General features: G+C 69.7%; 16 protein-coding genes and 1 pseudogene. 7 read left to right on the forward strand and 10 right to left on the reverse strand.

Annotated elements, in window-relative coordinates; translation table 11 throughout:
* Positions 1-148: 148 nt before the first annotated feature.
* Positions 149-847 carry a class I SAM-dependent methyltransferase gene (locus AB0937_RS35285; RefSeq protein WP_366717775.1) on the reverse strand — a complete coding sequence of 233 codons (699 nt, stop codon included), beginning with the start codon at positions 845-847 and terminating at the stop codon, positions 149-151.
* 587 nt (positions 848-1,434) lie between these two features.
* Positions 1,435-1,872, reverse strand: coding sequence for a MarR family transcriptional regulator (locus AB0937_RS35290; RefSeq protein WP_366717777.1), 438 nt, complete (start codon positions 1,870-1,872; stop codon positions 1,435-1,437).
* Between the two features lie 115 nt (positions 1,873-1,987).
* Between AB0937_RS35290 and AB0937_RS35295 the strand changes: the two genes are divergently transcribed.
* The 3 genes from AB0937_RS35295 (at position 1,988) to AB0937_RS35305 (ending at position 4,854) form a co-directional block, all read left to right on the forward strand.
* Positions 1,988-3,496, forward strand: a complete 1,509-nt coding sequence (locus tag AB0937_RS35295; protein ID WP_366717779.1) for an MFS transporter — start codon at positions 1,988-1,990, stop codon at positions 3,494-3,496.
* 243 nt (positions 3,497-3,739) lie between these two features.
* On the forward strand, positions 3,740-4,531 hold the full coding sequence (locus AB0937_RS35300; RefSeq protein WP_366717781.1) for a maleylpyruvate isomerase family mycothiol-dependent enzyme: 792 nt from the start codon (positions 3,740-3,742) through the stop codon (positions 4,529-4,531).
* Between the two features lie 101 nt (positions 4,532-4,632).
* A complete protein-coding gene (locus AB0937_RS35305) occupies positions 4,633-4,854 on the forward strand; it encodes a hypothetical protein (RefSeq protein ID WP_366717783.1) in 222 nt (73 codons plus the stop codon).
* A gap of 162 nt (positions 4,855-5,016) precedes the next feature.
* On the opposite strand, the gene AB0937_RS35310 is transcribed toward AB0937_RS35305, so the two are convergent.
* The gene (locus tag AB0937_RS35310; protein ID WP_366717785.1) at positions 5,017-5,535 is read right to left on the reverse strand and encodes a biotin carboxylase N-terminal domain-containing protein; all 519 of its coding nucleotides are present in this window, start codon (positions 5,533-5,535) and stop codon (positions 5,017-5,019) included.
* 497 nt (positions 5,536-6,032) lie between these two features.
* Between AB0937_RS35310 and AB0937_RS35315 the strand changes: the two genes are divergently transcribed.
* From AB0937_RS35315 to AB0937_RS35330, 4 genes and pseudogenes are all read left to right on the forward strand, one after another.
* Entirely contained in the window at positions 6,033-6,806 is a 774-nt protein-coding gene (locus tag AB0937_RS35315) for a calcium-binding protein (RefSeq protein WP_366717787.1), read from the forward strand.
* Between the two features lie 64 nt (positions 6,807-6,870).
* Positions 6,871-7,647, forward strand: a complete 777-nt coding sequence (locus AB0937_RS35320; RefSeq protein WP_366717789.1) for a calcium-binding protein — start codon at positions 6,871-6,873, stop codon at positions 7,645-7,647.
* 238 nt (positions 7,648-7,885) lie between these two features.
* The gene (locus tag AB0937_RS35325) at positions 7,886-8,143 is read left to right on the forward strand and encodes a hypothetical protein (protein ID WP_366717791.1); all 258 of its coding nucleotides are present in this window, start codon (positions 7,886-7,888) and stop codon (positions 8,141-8,143) included.
* Between the two features lie 369 nt (positions 8,144-8,512).
* A pseudogene (locus tag AB0937_RS35330) lies at positions 8,513-9,232 on the forward strand (glycosyltransferase family 9 protein); the annotation flags it as partial.
* 53 nt (positions 9,233-9,285) lie between these two features.
* Here the strand turns inward: AB0937_RS35330 and AB0937_RS35335 are convergent.
* From AB0937_RS35335 to AB0937_RS35365, 7 genes are all read right to left on the reverse strand, one after another.
* Complete coding sequence (locus tag AB0937_RS35335; RefSeq protein ID WP_366717793.1) at positions 9,286-9,558, reverse strand: hypothetical protein; 273 nt, start codon at positions 9,556-9,558, stop codon at positions 9,286-9,288.
* Positions 9,559-9,762: 204 nt separating this feature from the next.
* Positions 9,763-10,881, reverse strand: coding sequence for a peptidoglycan-binding protein (locus AB0937_RS35340; protein ID WP_366717795.1), 1,119 nt, complete (start codon positions 10,879-10,881; stop codon positions 9,763-9,765).
* Positions 10,882-11,181: 300 nt separating this feature from the next.
* Positions 11,182-11,643: a GMC oxidoreductase gene (locus AB0937_RS35345; RefSeq protein ID WP_366717797.1), complete on the reverse strand. Its 462-nt coding sequence runs from the start codon at positions 11,641-11,643 to the stop codon at positions 11,182-11,184.
* Between the two features lie 606 nt (positions 11,644-12,249).
* Entirely contained in the window at positions 12,250-12,819 is a 570-nt protein-coding gene (locus AB0937_RS35350) for an ATP-binding protein (protein ID WP_366717799.1), read from the reverse strand.
* Between the two features lie 38 nt (positions 12,820-12,857).
* A complete protein-coding gene (locus AB0937_RS35355) occupies positions 12,858-13,502 on the reverse strand; it encodes an LUD domain-containing protein (RefSeq protein WP_366717801.1) in 645 nt (214 codons plus the stop codon).
* A gap of 23 nt (positions 13,503-13,525) precedes the next feature.
* A complete protein-coding gene (locus AB0937_RS35360) occupies positions 13,526-14,971 on the reverse strand; it encodes a LutB/LldF family L-lactate oxidation iron-sulfur protein (protein WP_366717803.1) in 1,446 nt (481 codons plus the stop codon).
* Entirely contained in the window at positions 14,968-15,765 is a 798-nt protein-coding gene (locus AB0937_RS35365; protein WP_366717805.1) for a (Fe-S)-binding protein, read from the reverse strand. The genes AB0937_RS35360 and AB0937_RS35365 overlap by 4 nt, the downstream gene beginning before the upstream one ends.
* Positions 15,766-15,794 lie beyond the last annotated feature (29 nt).

The raw sequence follows: 15,794 nt of genomic DNA on the forward strand, positions 1-15,794 counted from the left end.
TTCCGGCCAAGCAGCGGCAACGGGTACCTGGCCGCCCGACGCTGCGCCCGACCTGCTCGAATACGCCCTGTTCAGCGCCTCGTGGACGTGAACCCCTCGCCGCGCCGCGCGCGGCTTCCGCAGGTCGCTGGCGGAGCTGGGCCCTGTTCTAGGACGGGTGGTACGCGCTCACCAGCAGGGTGTCGGCGGTGCGAGGCCCGCCGGTGGCGGGCAGCACGTCAACGGTGGTGTCGGTAAATCCGGCCTCGTCGAGCAGCTTGGTCCACACGTGTTCCTGGAGGACCCAGCGGCGCATCGTGGTGGCTTCGCCGTCTGGTGTCTTTGCCGGGATGTCGGCAGCCACGGCATCGGGCTGGGCGGGTGCCCCGTTCAGGTAGTGGGCGAGGGTCGCGAACATCAGGCGCCCGCCCGGCTTGAGAGCGGCGGCCGCCGCGGGCAGCACCTCGCGTGGGTCGGTGAAGTCCACGGCGCCGAAAACGCTGTACAGCACGTCGTACGTGCCGGTCATCGCCTGCAGGTGGGGCATCGCGCCGGACTGCACGATGTGCAGGCGCGGGGCGAGGTGTGCGTAGAGGTCGGTTGCCATGGCGTGCTGGGCGGGCGAGGCATCGACGGCGACGACCTGGGCCGGCTGATGGTGAACCGCCAGGTGTGCTGCGTGCCGGGCTGTGCCGGCGCCGAGGTCGCCCACACAGCGGCCGGTCAGGTCACCCAGGACCTCCGGGCCGGGCCCGGCGTTCTGGCCCCAACTCCAGTAGAAGGTGTCGGGGACCGTGCGGTCACTGGTGGCGCGGGCGCGGCCGTAGTGGTGCCAGAGATCTGCGGTGCTGGTGGTCACCCAGCCCATCCTGGCAACCGCGACCGGACCGCGGACCGGTTCGGGCGCATGGATGGCGCAGGTGCTTGCGCAAGGGAGCGTGAGGGCAGCGCGGCGTCCTCCGGGGCGGGAATCCGGGTCAGTGGTCGTCGGTGATGGTGGTGGCGATGCCGTTGACCACGACGACCTTCGCAGACACACCGCCTGCTTTGGCGGCCGCCTCCAGTTCGTCCTCGGTGCACGCGGTGCCGTAAGGGCAGGAGGGTGAGCCTGAGCCTTGAGTGATGCCATGACCCGCACAGTGAGGTCACCGCACCCGGCCTCGTCGCCTGCTCGGCCACCGCAGGATGCCTGCTGGTGGCGGACGTGGCCGTATGGGACGAGGCGGGCTGGGCGCGGGATGCCGTTGCCCCGGTCGACTCGTCGGGCAGCGGCGAGTGCCTGATCCGGCCGGAAAGCGGTCCTTTGCGGACCTGATGCCGGGGCGGACGTGGCTCCTGTCGTGGGGCGAGTGAACAAGCATGTTCGTCGCGGACGCCGTACGGCCGCTCACGTCAACCATGCGCAGCGCTGACGGGCCTGCCCGGCTCACCGCAGCCGGGACCCGTGGCAGGCGGTCAGACGCGGGTGGGCCGCGAGGTGAAAGCGCGCTCCAGAAGGGCGTAGAGGGTGTCCCGCTCCTCGGCGCTGAGGTTGTCCAGGCCGGCGCGCGTGGTGTGCATCTTGCCGCGGATCACGTCGATGACGCGTTCACCCTCGTCGGTCAGGACGACGTTCTTGACGCGACGGTCGGTGAGGCTGGGCTCACGGCGCACCAGCCCGCGCTTCTCCAGCCGGTCGACGATCCCGGTCATGTTGGACGCGTCGCAGCTCAGGATGGAAGCCAGGACGCGCATCGCGGCGGGGCCGCGGCGCAGGACGTTGAGCGTCTTGCCCTGGCTGGCCGTGAGGTTCTCGCTCGCCGCGGCCACCGTGAAGTCGCCGTAGTAGGCACCGAGCGACACCGAGAGCAGCTCCATGAGCTGCGCCGTGTCGACACCGCGGGTTCCTGTCATGTGAGTCACCCTAAGCCAGGAAGCTTGACCATCTCAAATATCGCCGGATACGGTCTGGGCCATTGCTTGAAGTTATCAAGCATCGAGGTTCTCAAACAGTTAGGTCAGAGCTTCCGTGTCCCACGCAACGCACGCAGCGTCGACGAGACCCTCCGGGCACACCGGGATCGTCGTAGTCCTCGGGCTCGCCGCGATGGTCGTCTCGATGATGCAGACCCTGGTGGTCCCGATCCTGGGCATCATCCAGAGCGACCTGAAGGCCACCACGGCGAACGTGAGCTGGGTGACCACGGCCACCCTGCTGTCGGCCGCCGTGTTCACCCCGCTGCTCGGCCGCTTCGGCGACCAGCACGGCAAGAAGCCCACGCTCGTCGGCGTGCTGATCGTGATGATCGCCGGGTCAGTACTCGCCGCCACCACGACCTCGCTGACGTGGCTGATCGTCGGGCGGGTGATGCAGGGGGCGGCGACCGCGATCTTCCCGCTCGCCCTCTCCGTGCTGCGTGAGGAGATCAGGCCGGAGAAGCTGCACGGAGCGATGGCGCTGGTCAGCGGCACCCTCGCGTTCGGCAGTGGACTCGCCCTGGTCGGTGCGGGCCTCTTCACCCGCGGCTCCGACCCCGACTACCACCGGGTCTTCTGGCTGGCCGCCGTACTCGCCGTGGTGGCCCTGGCAGGCGTGCTGATCACGGTGCCCGCTTCCCGGACGAAAGCCGGCGGACGCACGGACTGGCTGGGCGCGCTGACCCTGGGGATGCTGCTGGTGCTTCTGCTGCTGCCGATCTCGCAGGGGCACGAGTGGGGCTGGACGTCCGGCCGTACACTAGGCGCCTTCGCCGGTGCGGTCGTGATGACGGGTGTGTGGGTCCTCACCGAAAGCCGGGTCAAAGACCCGATGGTGGACATGAAGATGTTCGTCCACCGGCCCGTTCTGTTCACCAACCTGGCGGGCCTGCTGCTGGGCTTCGCGATGTTCACGCACTTCATCGGCGTCTCGTACCTCGTTCAGATGCCCGAAGACCTCGTCGGCTACGGCTTCGGCGCGTCCGTCCTCGCCGCCTCCGTCGTCTACCTGCTGCCGACCACGCTCGTTTCCCTCATCGGCGCCCAGTTCGGCGGCGTGCTGGTGGGCAGGCTCGGCGCACGCTTCACGCTGGCAGCCGGGGCCTGCTTCGGAGTGCTCGGCTTCACCTGGCTGACCACCGCACACGACACCACTGCCTCGGTCATCGGCGCGGGCATGCTCATCGGTCTGGCGATCAGCTTCGGCTACGCCTCCATGCCCGCGCTCATCGTCGCCGGCGTCCCAACTCACCAGACCGGCATCGCCAACGGCATCAACTCGATCTCCCGCTCCGTCGGCAGCGCTGTCGCGAGCGCGGTGATCACATCGCTCCTGGCGTCGAAGTCCGTCCCGCTGCCGGCCGGCATGCCCGCCCTTCCCCAGGAAAGCCAGTTCACGCTGAGCTTCGCCCTCGCCGGAGCCGCGTTCATCCTGGTCACCGCTGTCGCCCTCATCGGGCTCAGGACGGCGTCCACGCCTCGCACTCCCGTGATGCGCAAGCTCGCCACATCCGAGACGGCGGAGCTCGCGGGGGCCGAGTCCGGGGCCAGGTCAGCGTGAACGGCAGGCTGCTCGAACCTTGACCGGGCGAGGTGGTCGATACGTGCCGGATCCGAACCCCTCTCCCTCCGGACGGGCTACGAGGCGGTCCGAACCCGTCGCCCGCAGGACGGGCTACGAGGCCCGGAGAAGACCAGCACCCCCCCCCCCCCCCCGCAGCGCCGGCACAACGCAAGTCCCCCCGCATGACGGCGGTCCGACCCGCCGTCACCTCCACCCCTCATCCCTGGAAAGGCACCCACGATGAACCCCCTGAACCGCCCGGCACACGGAGCCACAACGGTCGACCACCGCGCCGCGATCGCGGTGGAGACCACCCGATTCGTCGTGGCGCTCGAGGACGCCGACCTGACGACCCCGGTTCCGAGCTGCCCCGACTGGACACTGGCCGACCTGGTCAAGCACACCGGCAGCGTCCAGCGCTGGTTCTCGAGCCTCCTGCACGCACGCGTTCAGGAACCCCCGCGCAAGCGGGAGGTGGACCTGCGGCTCCCGGACCGGCAGGAGGAGTACGCCGAATGGCTGGCCGACAGCGCGACCGTGGCCGCCCAGGCCTTCGCCGCCACCGACCCGGACCTCCCCATGTGGGCATGGGGCGTCGACCAGCACGCCCGTTTCTGGGTGCGCCGGATGCTCTTCGAAACCCTGTTGCACCGGGTCGACGCCGACCTGGCACTCGGTCGCCGGCCCACGATCGACCGCCCGCTGGCGATCGACGGTATCGACGAGTTCCTCGTCAACCTCCCCTTCGCCACCTTCTTCGCACCCGACGTCGCCAACCTCCGCGCTCCCGACAAGGCCATCCGCTTCCAGGCGACCGACGGTGACGGCGACTGGTCCGTCCGCCTCAGGCCCGACGGCTTCGGACTCGAGGCGAGCCCCGCTTCGACCGACACCGCCGACGCGGCCGTCCAGGGAACCGCAGCGGACCTGCTGCTGCTCCTCTACGGCCGCCTGCACCACGACGCGACGGCCTTCACACACGACGGAGACAAGGACCTCCTGACACACTGGTTCACCAACTCCGCCTTCTAGGACTTGTCTGGTCGAACACCGTGCCGTCTGTTCCGGATGAGTCGCCTCGCCCTCCCCTCGCTTGACGACCGACCGATGGCAGGTCTTGCGATCCGTCCGTGATGGATAAGCCGACGCGTTGGACCGTGCGCCACTTCTCGCAGGCCAACCCTGCTGGCTCCGGCTGCGACAGTGTTCCGGCGCTCGTGCGGCGGCTGGCGGATTCCATCGAGGCGTTGGGCCCCGCCGAGATCCAGGACGTGGTCATCGCGTCGGAGATGACCGAGCACGGCCCCGGGCGGTCAGGGGCCGTCTACTTCCACCTGCCTGAGGATGAGGACTGATTCTGACCCTCACGAACGGAGCCGGATGGCGAGGGCTGTGGCAGTCGCGGTCCCAAGAAGACGTAGCCGTGGCGGTCGAGAAGTCGTTGGTGCCGAGGTTGACCACGACGACCTGGGGACGCCAGGTGCCCGGGTTCTGCCAGAGCGACGACATGGACGCCGTCATCGGCCACGGCAACCGTGACTGCAACCTGCAACGGCACCGGCCTCGTACACCGCCCGCTGCCGCGCCCGCCGCCGCCGGCGACCGCCTTGACCATGAACGCGGCACCCTCGCCGAGGCCGGCCAGAACGCGCGCGCCTCCTTGCTGCCGGTGTCGCCGTACGGCACCGGCACGCCGAGGCGCGACGCGAGTTCACGGGCGCGGTCGTGTCGCCGAGCGTCCGCAGCATCTTGGGGCGAGGCCCGACCCCGGTGAGTCCGGCGCCGGTGCAGCGCTGCGCGAAGTCGGCGTTCTCGGCCAGCAGCCCGTGGCCGGGGTGGACAGCGGCGCAGCCAGCACGCACCACCGTTTCGACCATGGCTGCCGCGTCCAGGAAGGCCCCCGACCCCTCGCCGTCGAGCACCACGACCTCGTCGGCCATGCGGACGTGCAGCGCGTCCCCCTCGTCGCGCGAGCGCAGCGCCACAATCGGCAGGTCCAGCTCGCGGGCTTCGCGGATCACCCGTACCGCGATCAATTGAATGCAGTATGAATGAATCTTTAATTGACACCTCCGGGGCAGATGCAAGTCAAACGGTGGGCATGCCCCAGGTGATCCCATTCCCGGCCAGGGCGACGATCCACGCGCGGAGACCATTGTGTTCGGCAATGGCGCAAATTCGGCTTCAGCACGGCTTCACATCCCGACATGCTCTGGGTGCCCAAGCGCCAGCGCCGATGACCGGTCGAGCAGGCGTCTGCCATGGCGGTATGGGAGGAGTCTGCGCGGACTCAGGCTATGGAATGCAGCAGGGACATTCGGGTGTCGCGCCGGGGTGGGCCGCACCGCACGTTCGGCGCTTGCGGCCACACCCTTTCCCCCGGTACTCCGCCGGAGCCGGCTATCGGGTCCCGGCCGCGGTCGGCAGACCGCCAAAAGGTAGCGCTCCTTCGCGTGAACACGGCACTTTCGGCCGGAAAGCACTGCGCACAGTTGCGAGATCGACATTCAACGCCCTATTTCAGGAGCAGGTCATGAAGAGAACGCACCATCGCACCGGGGCACTTCTGGCCACGGTGTGCGGTTTCACTCTGTGCCTCCCTGGCGTGGCCCACGCGGCCGACGCACCGACGCCGCATCTTTTCGCCACGACGCTGGTGAACAAGACCGGCACTACGATCACGGTCACCGCCGGAGTCGGCCGGGGCAACACGATCAGCGTCTGGCAGTCGGGCAGCAACATCAGAATCAGAGACACCGGAGACACGGTCGCACCGTCCGGCGACTGCACCGCCATCAGCACGACCGAAGTCGCCTGCAGGGCCGCCGACACGACCGAACTGGTGGTCAACGCCGGCGACCAGGACGACACCGTCACCTCCTCGCTGGCGGCCCTCGGCGTCACCCTCATCGGCGGAGCCGGCAACGACAACCTCTACGGCGGATCCGCCAACGACACCCTCGAAGGCGACGAGGGGTCCGACTTCCTTTCCGGCGGCGCAGGAAACGACACCCTGACCGGTGGAGCCGAGGCGGACAGGATCTTCGGCGGCTCCGGCAACGACTCCATCGAGGGACGCGGCGGCTCGGACATCGTGGACGGCGGTGCCGACAACGACGTGATCTACGGCGGCAGCGGCAACGAGCGCATCGTCGCCGGCGCCGGCAACGACTACGCCGAGGGCGGCAACGGCCGGGACACCATCGACACCGTGGACAACGTCAGCGGCAACGACTACATCGAAGGCGGCGCTGACGTGGACGACTGCCGCGCCGACTTGGGCGACAACGTCAGCGGATGCCCCTGACCAGCGTGAGTGAGCAGCACGCCAGTACCCGTACACGGCGAGACAACACGAAAGGCGGGCACCGATGAGAACACGAGGTATCTGCACCACGGTGGTGGCCCTTGGCGCACTCACCTGCGCTCCGCTGACCGCCGCTTCCGCCGCGCCCGGTGCGGCCCCCCGCGGAGGCCTGGCGGACACCACAGTCGTGCAGGAGGTGGGCGACACCCTTAGCGTCACGGCCGCCCAGGGTGTGGCGAATGACATCACCATCCGGCGTCAGGGCAACGTTGTCGTGGTGACGGACGCGGGGGGCACCGTGTCCGCCGTTGCCCCGTGTCAGTCGACGGGGAGGCACACGGCGGAGTGTCCGCTGCCCGTCACGTCGATACGGGTCAACGCCAACGACTCCGATGACAGCGTCAGCATCTCCCCGAACCTGGAAGCCGCCGGAACGGTGATCGGCGGTGCGGGTGACGACCGCCTCAACGGCGGCCCCCGGGCGGACCGGCTCGTCGGCGACGACCCAGATGCCAGTGGCCTGCGGGCGACGCCGGGCAACGACACCATCAACGGCGGCCCCGGCAATGACACGATCTCCGGGCTGGCCGGCAACGACACCATCTACGGCAATGCCGGCAACGACACCCTCAACGGCGACGACGGCAACGACACACTCGAGGGTGCCCAGGGCAACGACACCCTCAACGGAGGCCGCGGCAACGACACGCACAACGGCGGCGAGGGCAGCGACACCCTCAACGCCGTGGACAACGTGATCGCCAACGACGGCCTCGACGGCGGCCTCGGTTTCGACACCTGCAACCGCGACACCGGCGACACGGCCGTCAACTGCCCCTGATCAAACACTCGTTCCTCAGTACTGCGCTGCTCAATCGGGTGGAGACGTCGCCGGACAGCCGTAGCGGCTGTCCGGCGGCAGGATGACAGCCGGTGATGAACGACTGCTGTGCAGTTTCGTTTGGATCAGTCGGTCGTTGGTCCGGGTGCCGTTGACAGATGCGCAGTGGGCGCGGATCGAGCCGTTGCTCCCGGACCGTACTCCGAAGCGGGGTGGTCGCTGACGGGATCATCGTGAGGTGATCGACGCGATCGCCTTCAAGTTCCAGACCGGAACCCAGTGGGTCCACCTGCTGGAGAAGTACGCCAACTGGCGGGGCGTCTACAACCGGCTGCGGATGTGGGCAAAATATCCCGCCCGTGCGGAGAGCCGCCGTGTCGGCATGGAGATCAAGGCCGAAGTCGAGGCCCTCGGCCGCGACAACGTGGCGATGATCCGCATCGTGCGGGAGTTCGCCGGCTTCGGCGTCCCACAAGTTCATCGGCGGCGGGGGTGACATCTCGGACTACCTCTCCACCCTCCCGCTGCCCGCGGTCCAGGGACCTCCTGACACGCCTACGCCAACTCCGCCTGGACCAACAGCTCACCGGGACACCGAACCGACAGGAACTGACCACGGAAGGTGCCGGGGAGAACAAGAGCACCGAGAACACTTCCTGACATCCTCACCCCCCTTCAGGGGGAGGATGTCAACTGTCAGCGCGGTACCTCACAGTGCAGTTCACCTACGAGGAAACGAAGGTGGAGGCCTTTTTCGCCGGGACTTCCGGCTTGTCGAGGCCGGTGAACACCGACGCGGCGCGGGCGCCATGGATGGCGCGGGTGCTTGCGCAAGGGAGCCGAACCCGGGGAGCACCCCGTCCACCCTCCCGAGTGGCGGCCTGACGAGCACGAGCGTGAGCGATGGTGCCGCTTCCTCGGGGCGAACGCCATCACCGCGGCCCCCGACGATGTACGGCTGCCACCGCCCGCCACGCCGTCCCCGGCGTCCGGCGCCGTCGTCGTCCACCCAGGCGCCGAGTCCGCCTCCCGGCGCTGGCCGGCCGAACGGTACACCGTCGTCGTACGGCGGCTGCGCGCCCTCGGCGGGCGGGTCATCGTCAACGGCGGCCCCACCGAGGACGCGCTGGTCCTGGACATCGCCGCACGCGCCGACCTGCCCGCTCGGGATCTGCTGCGCGGCGGGCTGCCCTTCGGCGAGCTGTCGGCGCTCGTCGCCCACGCCGCGCTCGTGGTCTGCGGCGACACCGGCCTGGCGCATCTCGCGGTGGCCCACGGCACCCCGTCCGTGACGCTCTTCGGACCGGTCTCACCCCGGCAGTGGGGTCCGCCGCGCGCAGAGCGCCACATTGCTCTGCACAAGCCCGGCCCGCCGGACGATCCGCACGGCGACGTCCCCGACCCGCTGCTGCTGCGGATCAGCACCGACGAGGCCGTCACCGCAGCGCTTCCCGGAGCCGGGCGGCCGCGACGGCCGCAGCCATCTGGTGCGCCGCAACGAAGTGCTGACCCTGTGGCTGCGCCGGCCGCTCCCGGTGGCCATGAGAGCCAGCGCGCGTCTCGCGACCTCGGCCGTCACCGGTGAGCCCGGCGCCCGCCGGGTGCTGCGCGAAGTACTCCTGCGCTGGCCCGCCGCCGTCACGCGGCGTCGACGGCTGCCACCGCGCATCGAGCGGGGGCCGCACGGTTTACGCCGCTGTGGGAGGGCGTACGCAGGGTCGGGAATCCGCTGGTCGTGTCGGGCAGTGTGCCGTGGAGCTTGGAGGAGGCGTGGGAGGCCAGGAACAGGGCGGCGAGACGTGCCGCGGGCGGCGCCTTCTTGACCGACTTGGCGGCCGGCGTGCGGGTGGTCCAGCCAGATACCCGGGAGCGCACCTTGACGGGGACGGGAGCCTCAGAGGTCGTTCTCATTCCGAACGTCGTGTGTGACTTTTTCCGTTCCGCACCGGGCCGGGGACCAACTACCTCGTGTCCTCCCCACCGACGCGGGGGTGTTCCGTCGGATGGGTCGCCGTGCCGCACAGGCCGTGGTTTCCGCCGACGCGGAACTGCTCCACGAGGTGACTTCCAGCAGCCCGTGCAGTCGTCGCAGCATCTGGCATGTGGCTGGGGCGACTATTTCGTCCGCAGCATGAGGGCGTGTCGGGTGTTGTCCCCGTAGACGCCGGTCTCGTCTCCATGGATGCCGTATGCATGCTGGAATCGGGCCACTGCCTGACGGACCTCCGTGTCGTAACGGCCGTTGATGGCACCGCCGTCATAGATGTGAGGGATCTGGAGCAGACGTACCTGCAACTCGTAAACACCGTGGCCAGTGTCGCCTGGCCGCAGCAGCCCGGTGCCCGGGATCTCGGGAAGCGAGGCGCTGCCGGGAGCCGGCCGGTTCGGTTGCCCGGTCGGCGGGGACGGGGCTGCAGGTGCCGGATTCTCAGGCAACGGCCGGTCCGGCTGCTCCAAGGATGCAGGCGGCGTAGCCGGTGCGGAGTCGCCGTTGCTGAGCAGTGAAGAGGCAAGGACCAATCCGCTCACGGCGCCCAGGCCGAATACTCCGGCGAGCCGGCTGTGTCGCCGGTCGGTGAAGCGGCGATGTCGTTGGCTTCCCCTGGGCTCAGGGGGGCGGGCCGGTTCTGGGCGCAGCGGCGTCTGGGAGGGCGGGGCGACGAAGCGGTTCGGCTGCGCGGCCTGCGATGGGTAGGGGGAGTCCTCAGTTGAGTCGGTCCATCGGCGCGCACGATCCTGCAGAGCGACTGGGGGCGGCGGGACAGCTGCCGGCGGTTCGACCTGCGCCGGGCCTCCGCCGGGCGCAGTGGGTGGCTGTCCCGCCTTCCGTGGCGCGTCGGTCCCCCGCCGCACACCGCGTGACCACAGCGGCTCGACCGCGGTGTTCCCGGCGGCCGGCCGGTACCGAGCGGGTTGGGGCGGGTCGGCAGACGGTGGGAGGCCTTCCGGACGGACCGGAACCAGCTCAGGCCGGGGTCCCAGGCCCTGCGTACCCGGCTGCGGTGGCGGCAGGGACGGGGCGGGATGGGTGGGGCTGCCGTATCCGGCTGTTGCGCTGGGGCGGTCCAAGGACGGTAACGGGCTTCCGAACCCCTGGTGCTCCTCCATCGCGTAGAGATCGGCGCGAGCGGCATCCAGGGCGTTCAGAACCGCCTGAAACGAATCTTGGATCTCTTGCGCGGGCTCGCGCCCCCAGTTGAGGGCCCGTGGCGGTTCGGCCTCGTCGAATCCCATCGGTAGTCCTCCTCGACCAATCAGGTCCGGGGTGGGGCGCCACCACGGCCCGCGTAGCGTTCCGTGGAATGCGTGCCGGCCACTCCAGTGATCTGCTGAACTGGCCGGTCAGCGCGGGAGATCGGGTCGATATCGTCTGTTGGTGAGCCGGACCGCAGACGTGTGCCTACGGTCTCCTTGTCAAGCGATACGCACTCGGCGTGGCGTTGTCTCAATCCCCTGCCACACCGACCGCTTAACCCGCCTTGTCCGGGTGGTCGGGCGGGCCCAACGGAGTCCTGCTCCTGCCCTGTTTGGAGATCAAAGACCGCGGATCATGTCCGCGCCCTTCTCCGCGATCATGATCGTCGGGGCGTTGGTGTTGCCCCGCACCACGGTGGGCATCACCGAGGCGTCCACCACTCGCAGGCCGCTCACGCCGTGCACCCTGAGCCGGGAGTCCACGACGGGGCCGATGGAGCAACTGCTCGCCGGGTGGTAAAGAGTCTGCAACTCGCGCCGGGCGAAGTCGAGCAGGCCGGCGTCGTCCGTGGAGCGCGGCACGCGGAAGTCGGCACGCCGGTGCCTGGCCAGGCTGGGCTGAGCGGCGATGTCGAGCAACATCCGCAGTGCCCGGATCATCGTGTCGCGATCCTCCTCGGTGGCCAGGTAGTTGTGCAGAACGCGCGGTTTGGCGCTGGGCGGGGCCGACCTCAGGGAGACCTTGCCCCGGCTCGTGGGGGCGAGCAGGACCGCGCCGGACATGAAAGCGTGGTCGGTCACGGGGCTGATGCCCTCCTCGTGGAACATCACCGGGGTTGGCGTCCACCTGAATGCCGGGAGCGTCCAGTCCCTCACGGGTGCGGTGAAATCCACCGGCCTCGCCGACGTTGGAGGTGAGGGGACCGCGCCCCTCGGTCTCCAGCAGGCGGACGTTACCCGGTGTCTCGGCGGTGAACAACGACTCCGTCTCGGTGAGATAGCACAGACCGACATGCGGATGGTCCTGCAGGTTCTCCCCCACCGGAAGGTCGACGCGGGGCGTGATGCCGTAGGAAGCGCAGGAAGCACAGGCCGTACCGGTCGATCCGGCGTGCGCTGGTGGAAGCCGCGCCGGAGGTGTCCCCCGAGCGTGGTCGCACGCGCCGGCGTCGTGTGTCAGGGCGCTGCGGGGAAGCCGAGGGTGGCCGCCGCTCCTCTCCGCAGGCTTGCACCTTTGACGCACAACCCGCGCGCGCCTGTTGCCCCCCTGGACTCGCCGGTTTCGAAGCGCCGTTGGGCGTTGTCAACGGTCGGGCCTGGGGGCCCACGATTCCCTTGCCCGTACGCCAGGGCCCGCACCGGCTGTGGCCGTTCGAAAGCGCCCTGCTCGCCCCTGCCGTGTGCGGCTCAACCGGGGAGGCGAAGGACCGAGCGGCGTGCGGGTGAGCGGCGCGAGCCAGTCCCTGTACCGGTGCGCCCGGCTAACGAGCGGTCGGGGCGCTCGCACGTGGCGGGGGCGTGGGGCAGCAGCGCCCAGGCGGTGGTGCCGTGCTGGGTGTGGTGCACTCCGGACCGCTGGGACAGTGCCTCGACCAGCCAGAAGCCCCGGCCGCACTCGGCCAGGCCGTTCTCTTCGGGCCCCGTACGGTTCTGCCACACGCCGGCGTCGACGACCTCGATCCACAGGTGTGACTCGCAGCATGCGAGCCGCAGGGTGACGTGGTGGGCGCCGCTGTGCTGAACGCTGTTGGTGACGTACTCCGACACCACGACGCTCGCCGTCTCGGCCGTTTCGTCCCCGAGGCGCCATGCCGTCAGCCGGTCCCGGGCGAACGCCCTGGCTGTCGCTACCGCGCGTTTCTCGGCGGGGAGCGTGCAGCTCGCCGACGCCGAGGGGTTGTCGGGCAGGGGGCCCGAGTGAGGCGCCGTCGGTGCTGCTGCGTGCCGGTGCGGTATGGGGTGAAGGGCGGGCTTCACTGCTCAACTCTCTTCCTGTGAGGACGAGATGCTCGGACTCAGACGACGATCAGGGCTTCCAGCGTGCGCGGGCCGTGCACGCCCTCCACCCGGTCGAGTTCGATGTCACTGGTGGCCGACGGCCCGGAGACGAAGGTCAGTGGACGCACCGGATCCAGGGCGGTGAACACCTCCGGCACGGACGCCACGACCTGTCCGGCGCGTACGACGCACACATGGACGTCAGGCACCAGCGTCAGGGCGCGCCGGCCCTGGCCGGGGCCGCCGTCCAGGACAAGGGTTCCGGTCGTGGCGATGGCGGCGGCCACGGTCGTCACCACCGCTCGGGCCCGGTCCAGTTCGGCGACCGGAAGTCGGGGCTCGTCGGTCAGCACCCGATCGGGGTCCAGCGCGGACCGCCACTCGGGCGGGAAGCCACGGGGTACCACGACGGAACCGGTGCCAAGGCCGGCCACCAACTGCGCCACGCGGGAGGCGACGTCCTGCGTGGATACGAGGTGCACCGACGCCCCGTACTCGGCGAGTCGTTCGGCGAGCAGTTCCACGGCCGCCGCCGACCCGGCCGGCTGTTGGCCGCCGCGGGAGTACTGGCGAGGCACCGGGACGTCCTGTGGACGCTCGCTCGCGGGCACGTCGTCCAGGGCGCGCCTGATCCGGTCCAGCACTTCGGTTCGCGCGTTCATCTCTGCCTCCTTCCGGCGTACGGTCATCGATGCGTCCCTTTCCACCAGGCGCTGAAGGTCTCCGCGGGCGGGACGGGGACGTCGCGGGTGTCGGTCCAGCGGGACAGCGGGCCGGGCAGCCGGCCCACTCGCCCGCGCCGGGCCACGAACCGTGCGGCCAGGGCTCCTGCTCGCTGCGCGGCCGTCAGACGCGAGGGACGGGAGAGCACCCAGCGTGCGGCGGCCATCGCCAGACGCTCCGGTTTCGGCACGAGCCGCCCGCGCCCCTCCTCGACGATCCGGGCCCGTAGATGCACCAGCACCTCGGGAATGTTGATCTTGACTGGGCAGACCTCGTAGCACGCCCCGCACAGCGACGACGCGTACGGCAGGGCACGGTCCACTTCCGAGGTGGTGCCCCGCAGCTGGGGACTGAGGACGGCGCCGATCGGGCCCGGATACACCGATCCGTAGGCGTGTCCGCCCACCCTCTCGTACACGGGGCACACATTGAGGCAGGCGGAGCAACGGATGCAGTTGAGTACCTGCCGGCCGACCGGGTCGGCGAGCGCATCGGTGCGGCCTCCGTCGACCAGGACCAGATGGAAGGCGCGAGGCCCGTCGTCGGCGGTCGTGCCGGTCCAGGTCGAGGTGTAGGGGTTCATCCGCTCCCCCGTGGAGGAGCGCGGCAGCAGCTGCAGGAAGACCTCGAGGTCCTGCCAGGTGGGTACGACCTTCTCGATCCCCGCCACCGAGATGAGCGTCTCGGGCAGCGTCAGGCACATCCGCCCGTTGCCCTCGGACTCCACCACGACCGCCGTCCCGGTCTCGGCAACCAGGAAGTTGACACCAGAGACGGCAACCTTGGCCCTCAGGAACTTCTCCCGCAGATGACGCCTCGCGGCGTCGGCCAGCCGCCGCGGGTCGTCATCCAGGTCGGCCGGTGCCGCGGTGCCGTACGCGCCCATCGACCGCAGGAAGATCTCCCGGATCTCCGCGCGGTTGCGGTGGATGGCGGGGACCAGGATGTGGGAGGGCTGGTCCTGGCCGAGTTGCACGATCAACTCGGCCAGATCGGTCTCGTACGCGTCGATGCCGGCGCCGGCCAGCGCCTCGTTGAGCCCGATCTCCTGCGTGACCATCGACTTGACCTTCACGACCTCCCGTTCACCGGTGTCCTGCACCAGGCCGACGACGATGCGGCGTGCCTCCTCGGCGTCGCGCGCCCAGTGCACCTTGCCGCCCGCCGCGGTCACCTTCTCCTCCACCTGCAGCAGGTACCGGTCCAGATGGCGCAGGGTGCGTTCCTTGACCGCACGCCCGGCCTCCCGCAGCTGCTCCCAGTCGTCCTGCTCTGCGACGGCCGCCGCACGCCGGGAGCGGATGGTCCCGGTGGCACGGGCCAGATTGCCGCGCAGCTGGGAATCGCGCAGGGCGCTCGCCGCCGCCGTCGGGAAGGCCGGCATGCCCAGGAACGTCGCGTCGTTCATGAGGTCTTCGTCCTTTCGGTGCCGCGCCACGAGGCGGGTGAGGGTTCCGCCGCGCCGTGTACCGGTGCCTTCTCCGTGGACGCGAGGATCTCGGCGAGGTGCATGACGTTCACTCCGGTGCGCAGGCGGGACAGCGCACCGCCGATGTGCATGAGGCAGGAGTTGTCACCGGCGCACAGCACGTCGGCTCCGGTGGCCAGGACGTGCCGTACTTTGTCCGTGCACATGGCCACCGACGTGTCGGCGTTCTTCAGGGCGAAGGTGCCGCCGAACCCGCAGCACTGGTCGGCCGCACCGAGTTCCACCAGGTCGATGCCGCGGACGGCCCGCAGCAGGGTGAGGGGCCGGTCGTCGACGCCGAGCATGCGCAGGGAGTGGCACGTGGGGTGGTAGGTGACCCTGTGCGGGAAGTACGCCCCGACATCGGTGACACCAAGTACGTCGACGAGGAATTCGGAGAGTTCGTACACACGCGGTGCGTCATGGACCGCGGCGGACAGCCGGTGGTCGCCGGACACCTCAGCGATCCGCCCGTGGTGCTCGCGCACCATTGCGGCGCACGAGCCGGACGGCGTGACCACGGCGTCGTAACCGGCGAAGGCCTCGGCGAAGCGCCGGACGAGCGGCACACAGTCGCGCTGGTAACCGGTGTTGAAGTGCATCTGGCCGCAGCAGGTCTGCTCCGGCGGGAAGTCCACACGGTGGCCCAGCCGCTCCAGCAGCGTCACCACCGCCCGGCCGGTGGCTGGGAAGAGCGTGTCGTTGAGGCAGGTGATGAACAATGCGATCCGCATGGTTCCGTGAGTGGAGGGCAAGGCGGGCG

This window comes from Streptomyces sp. NPDC047880 (genome assembly GCF_040706515.1).
In the GTDB taxonomy this organism is placed as follows: domain Bacteria; phylum Actinomycetota; class Actinomycetes; order Streptomycetales; family Streptomycetaceae; genus Streptomyces.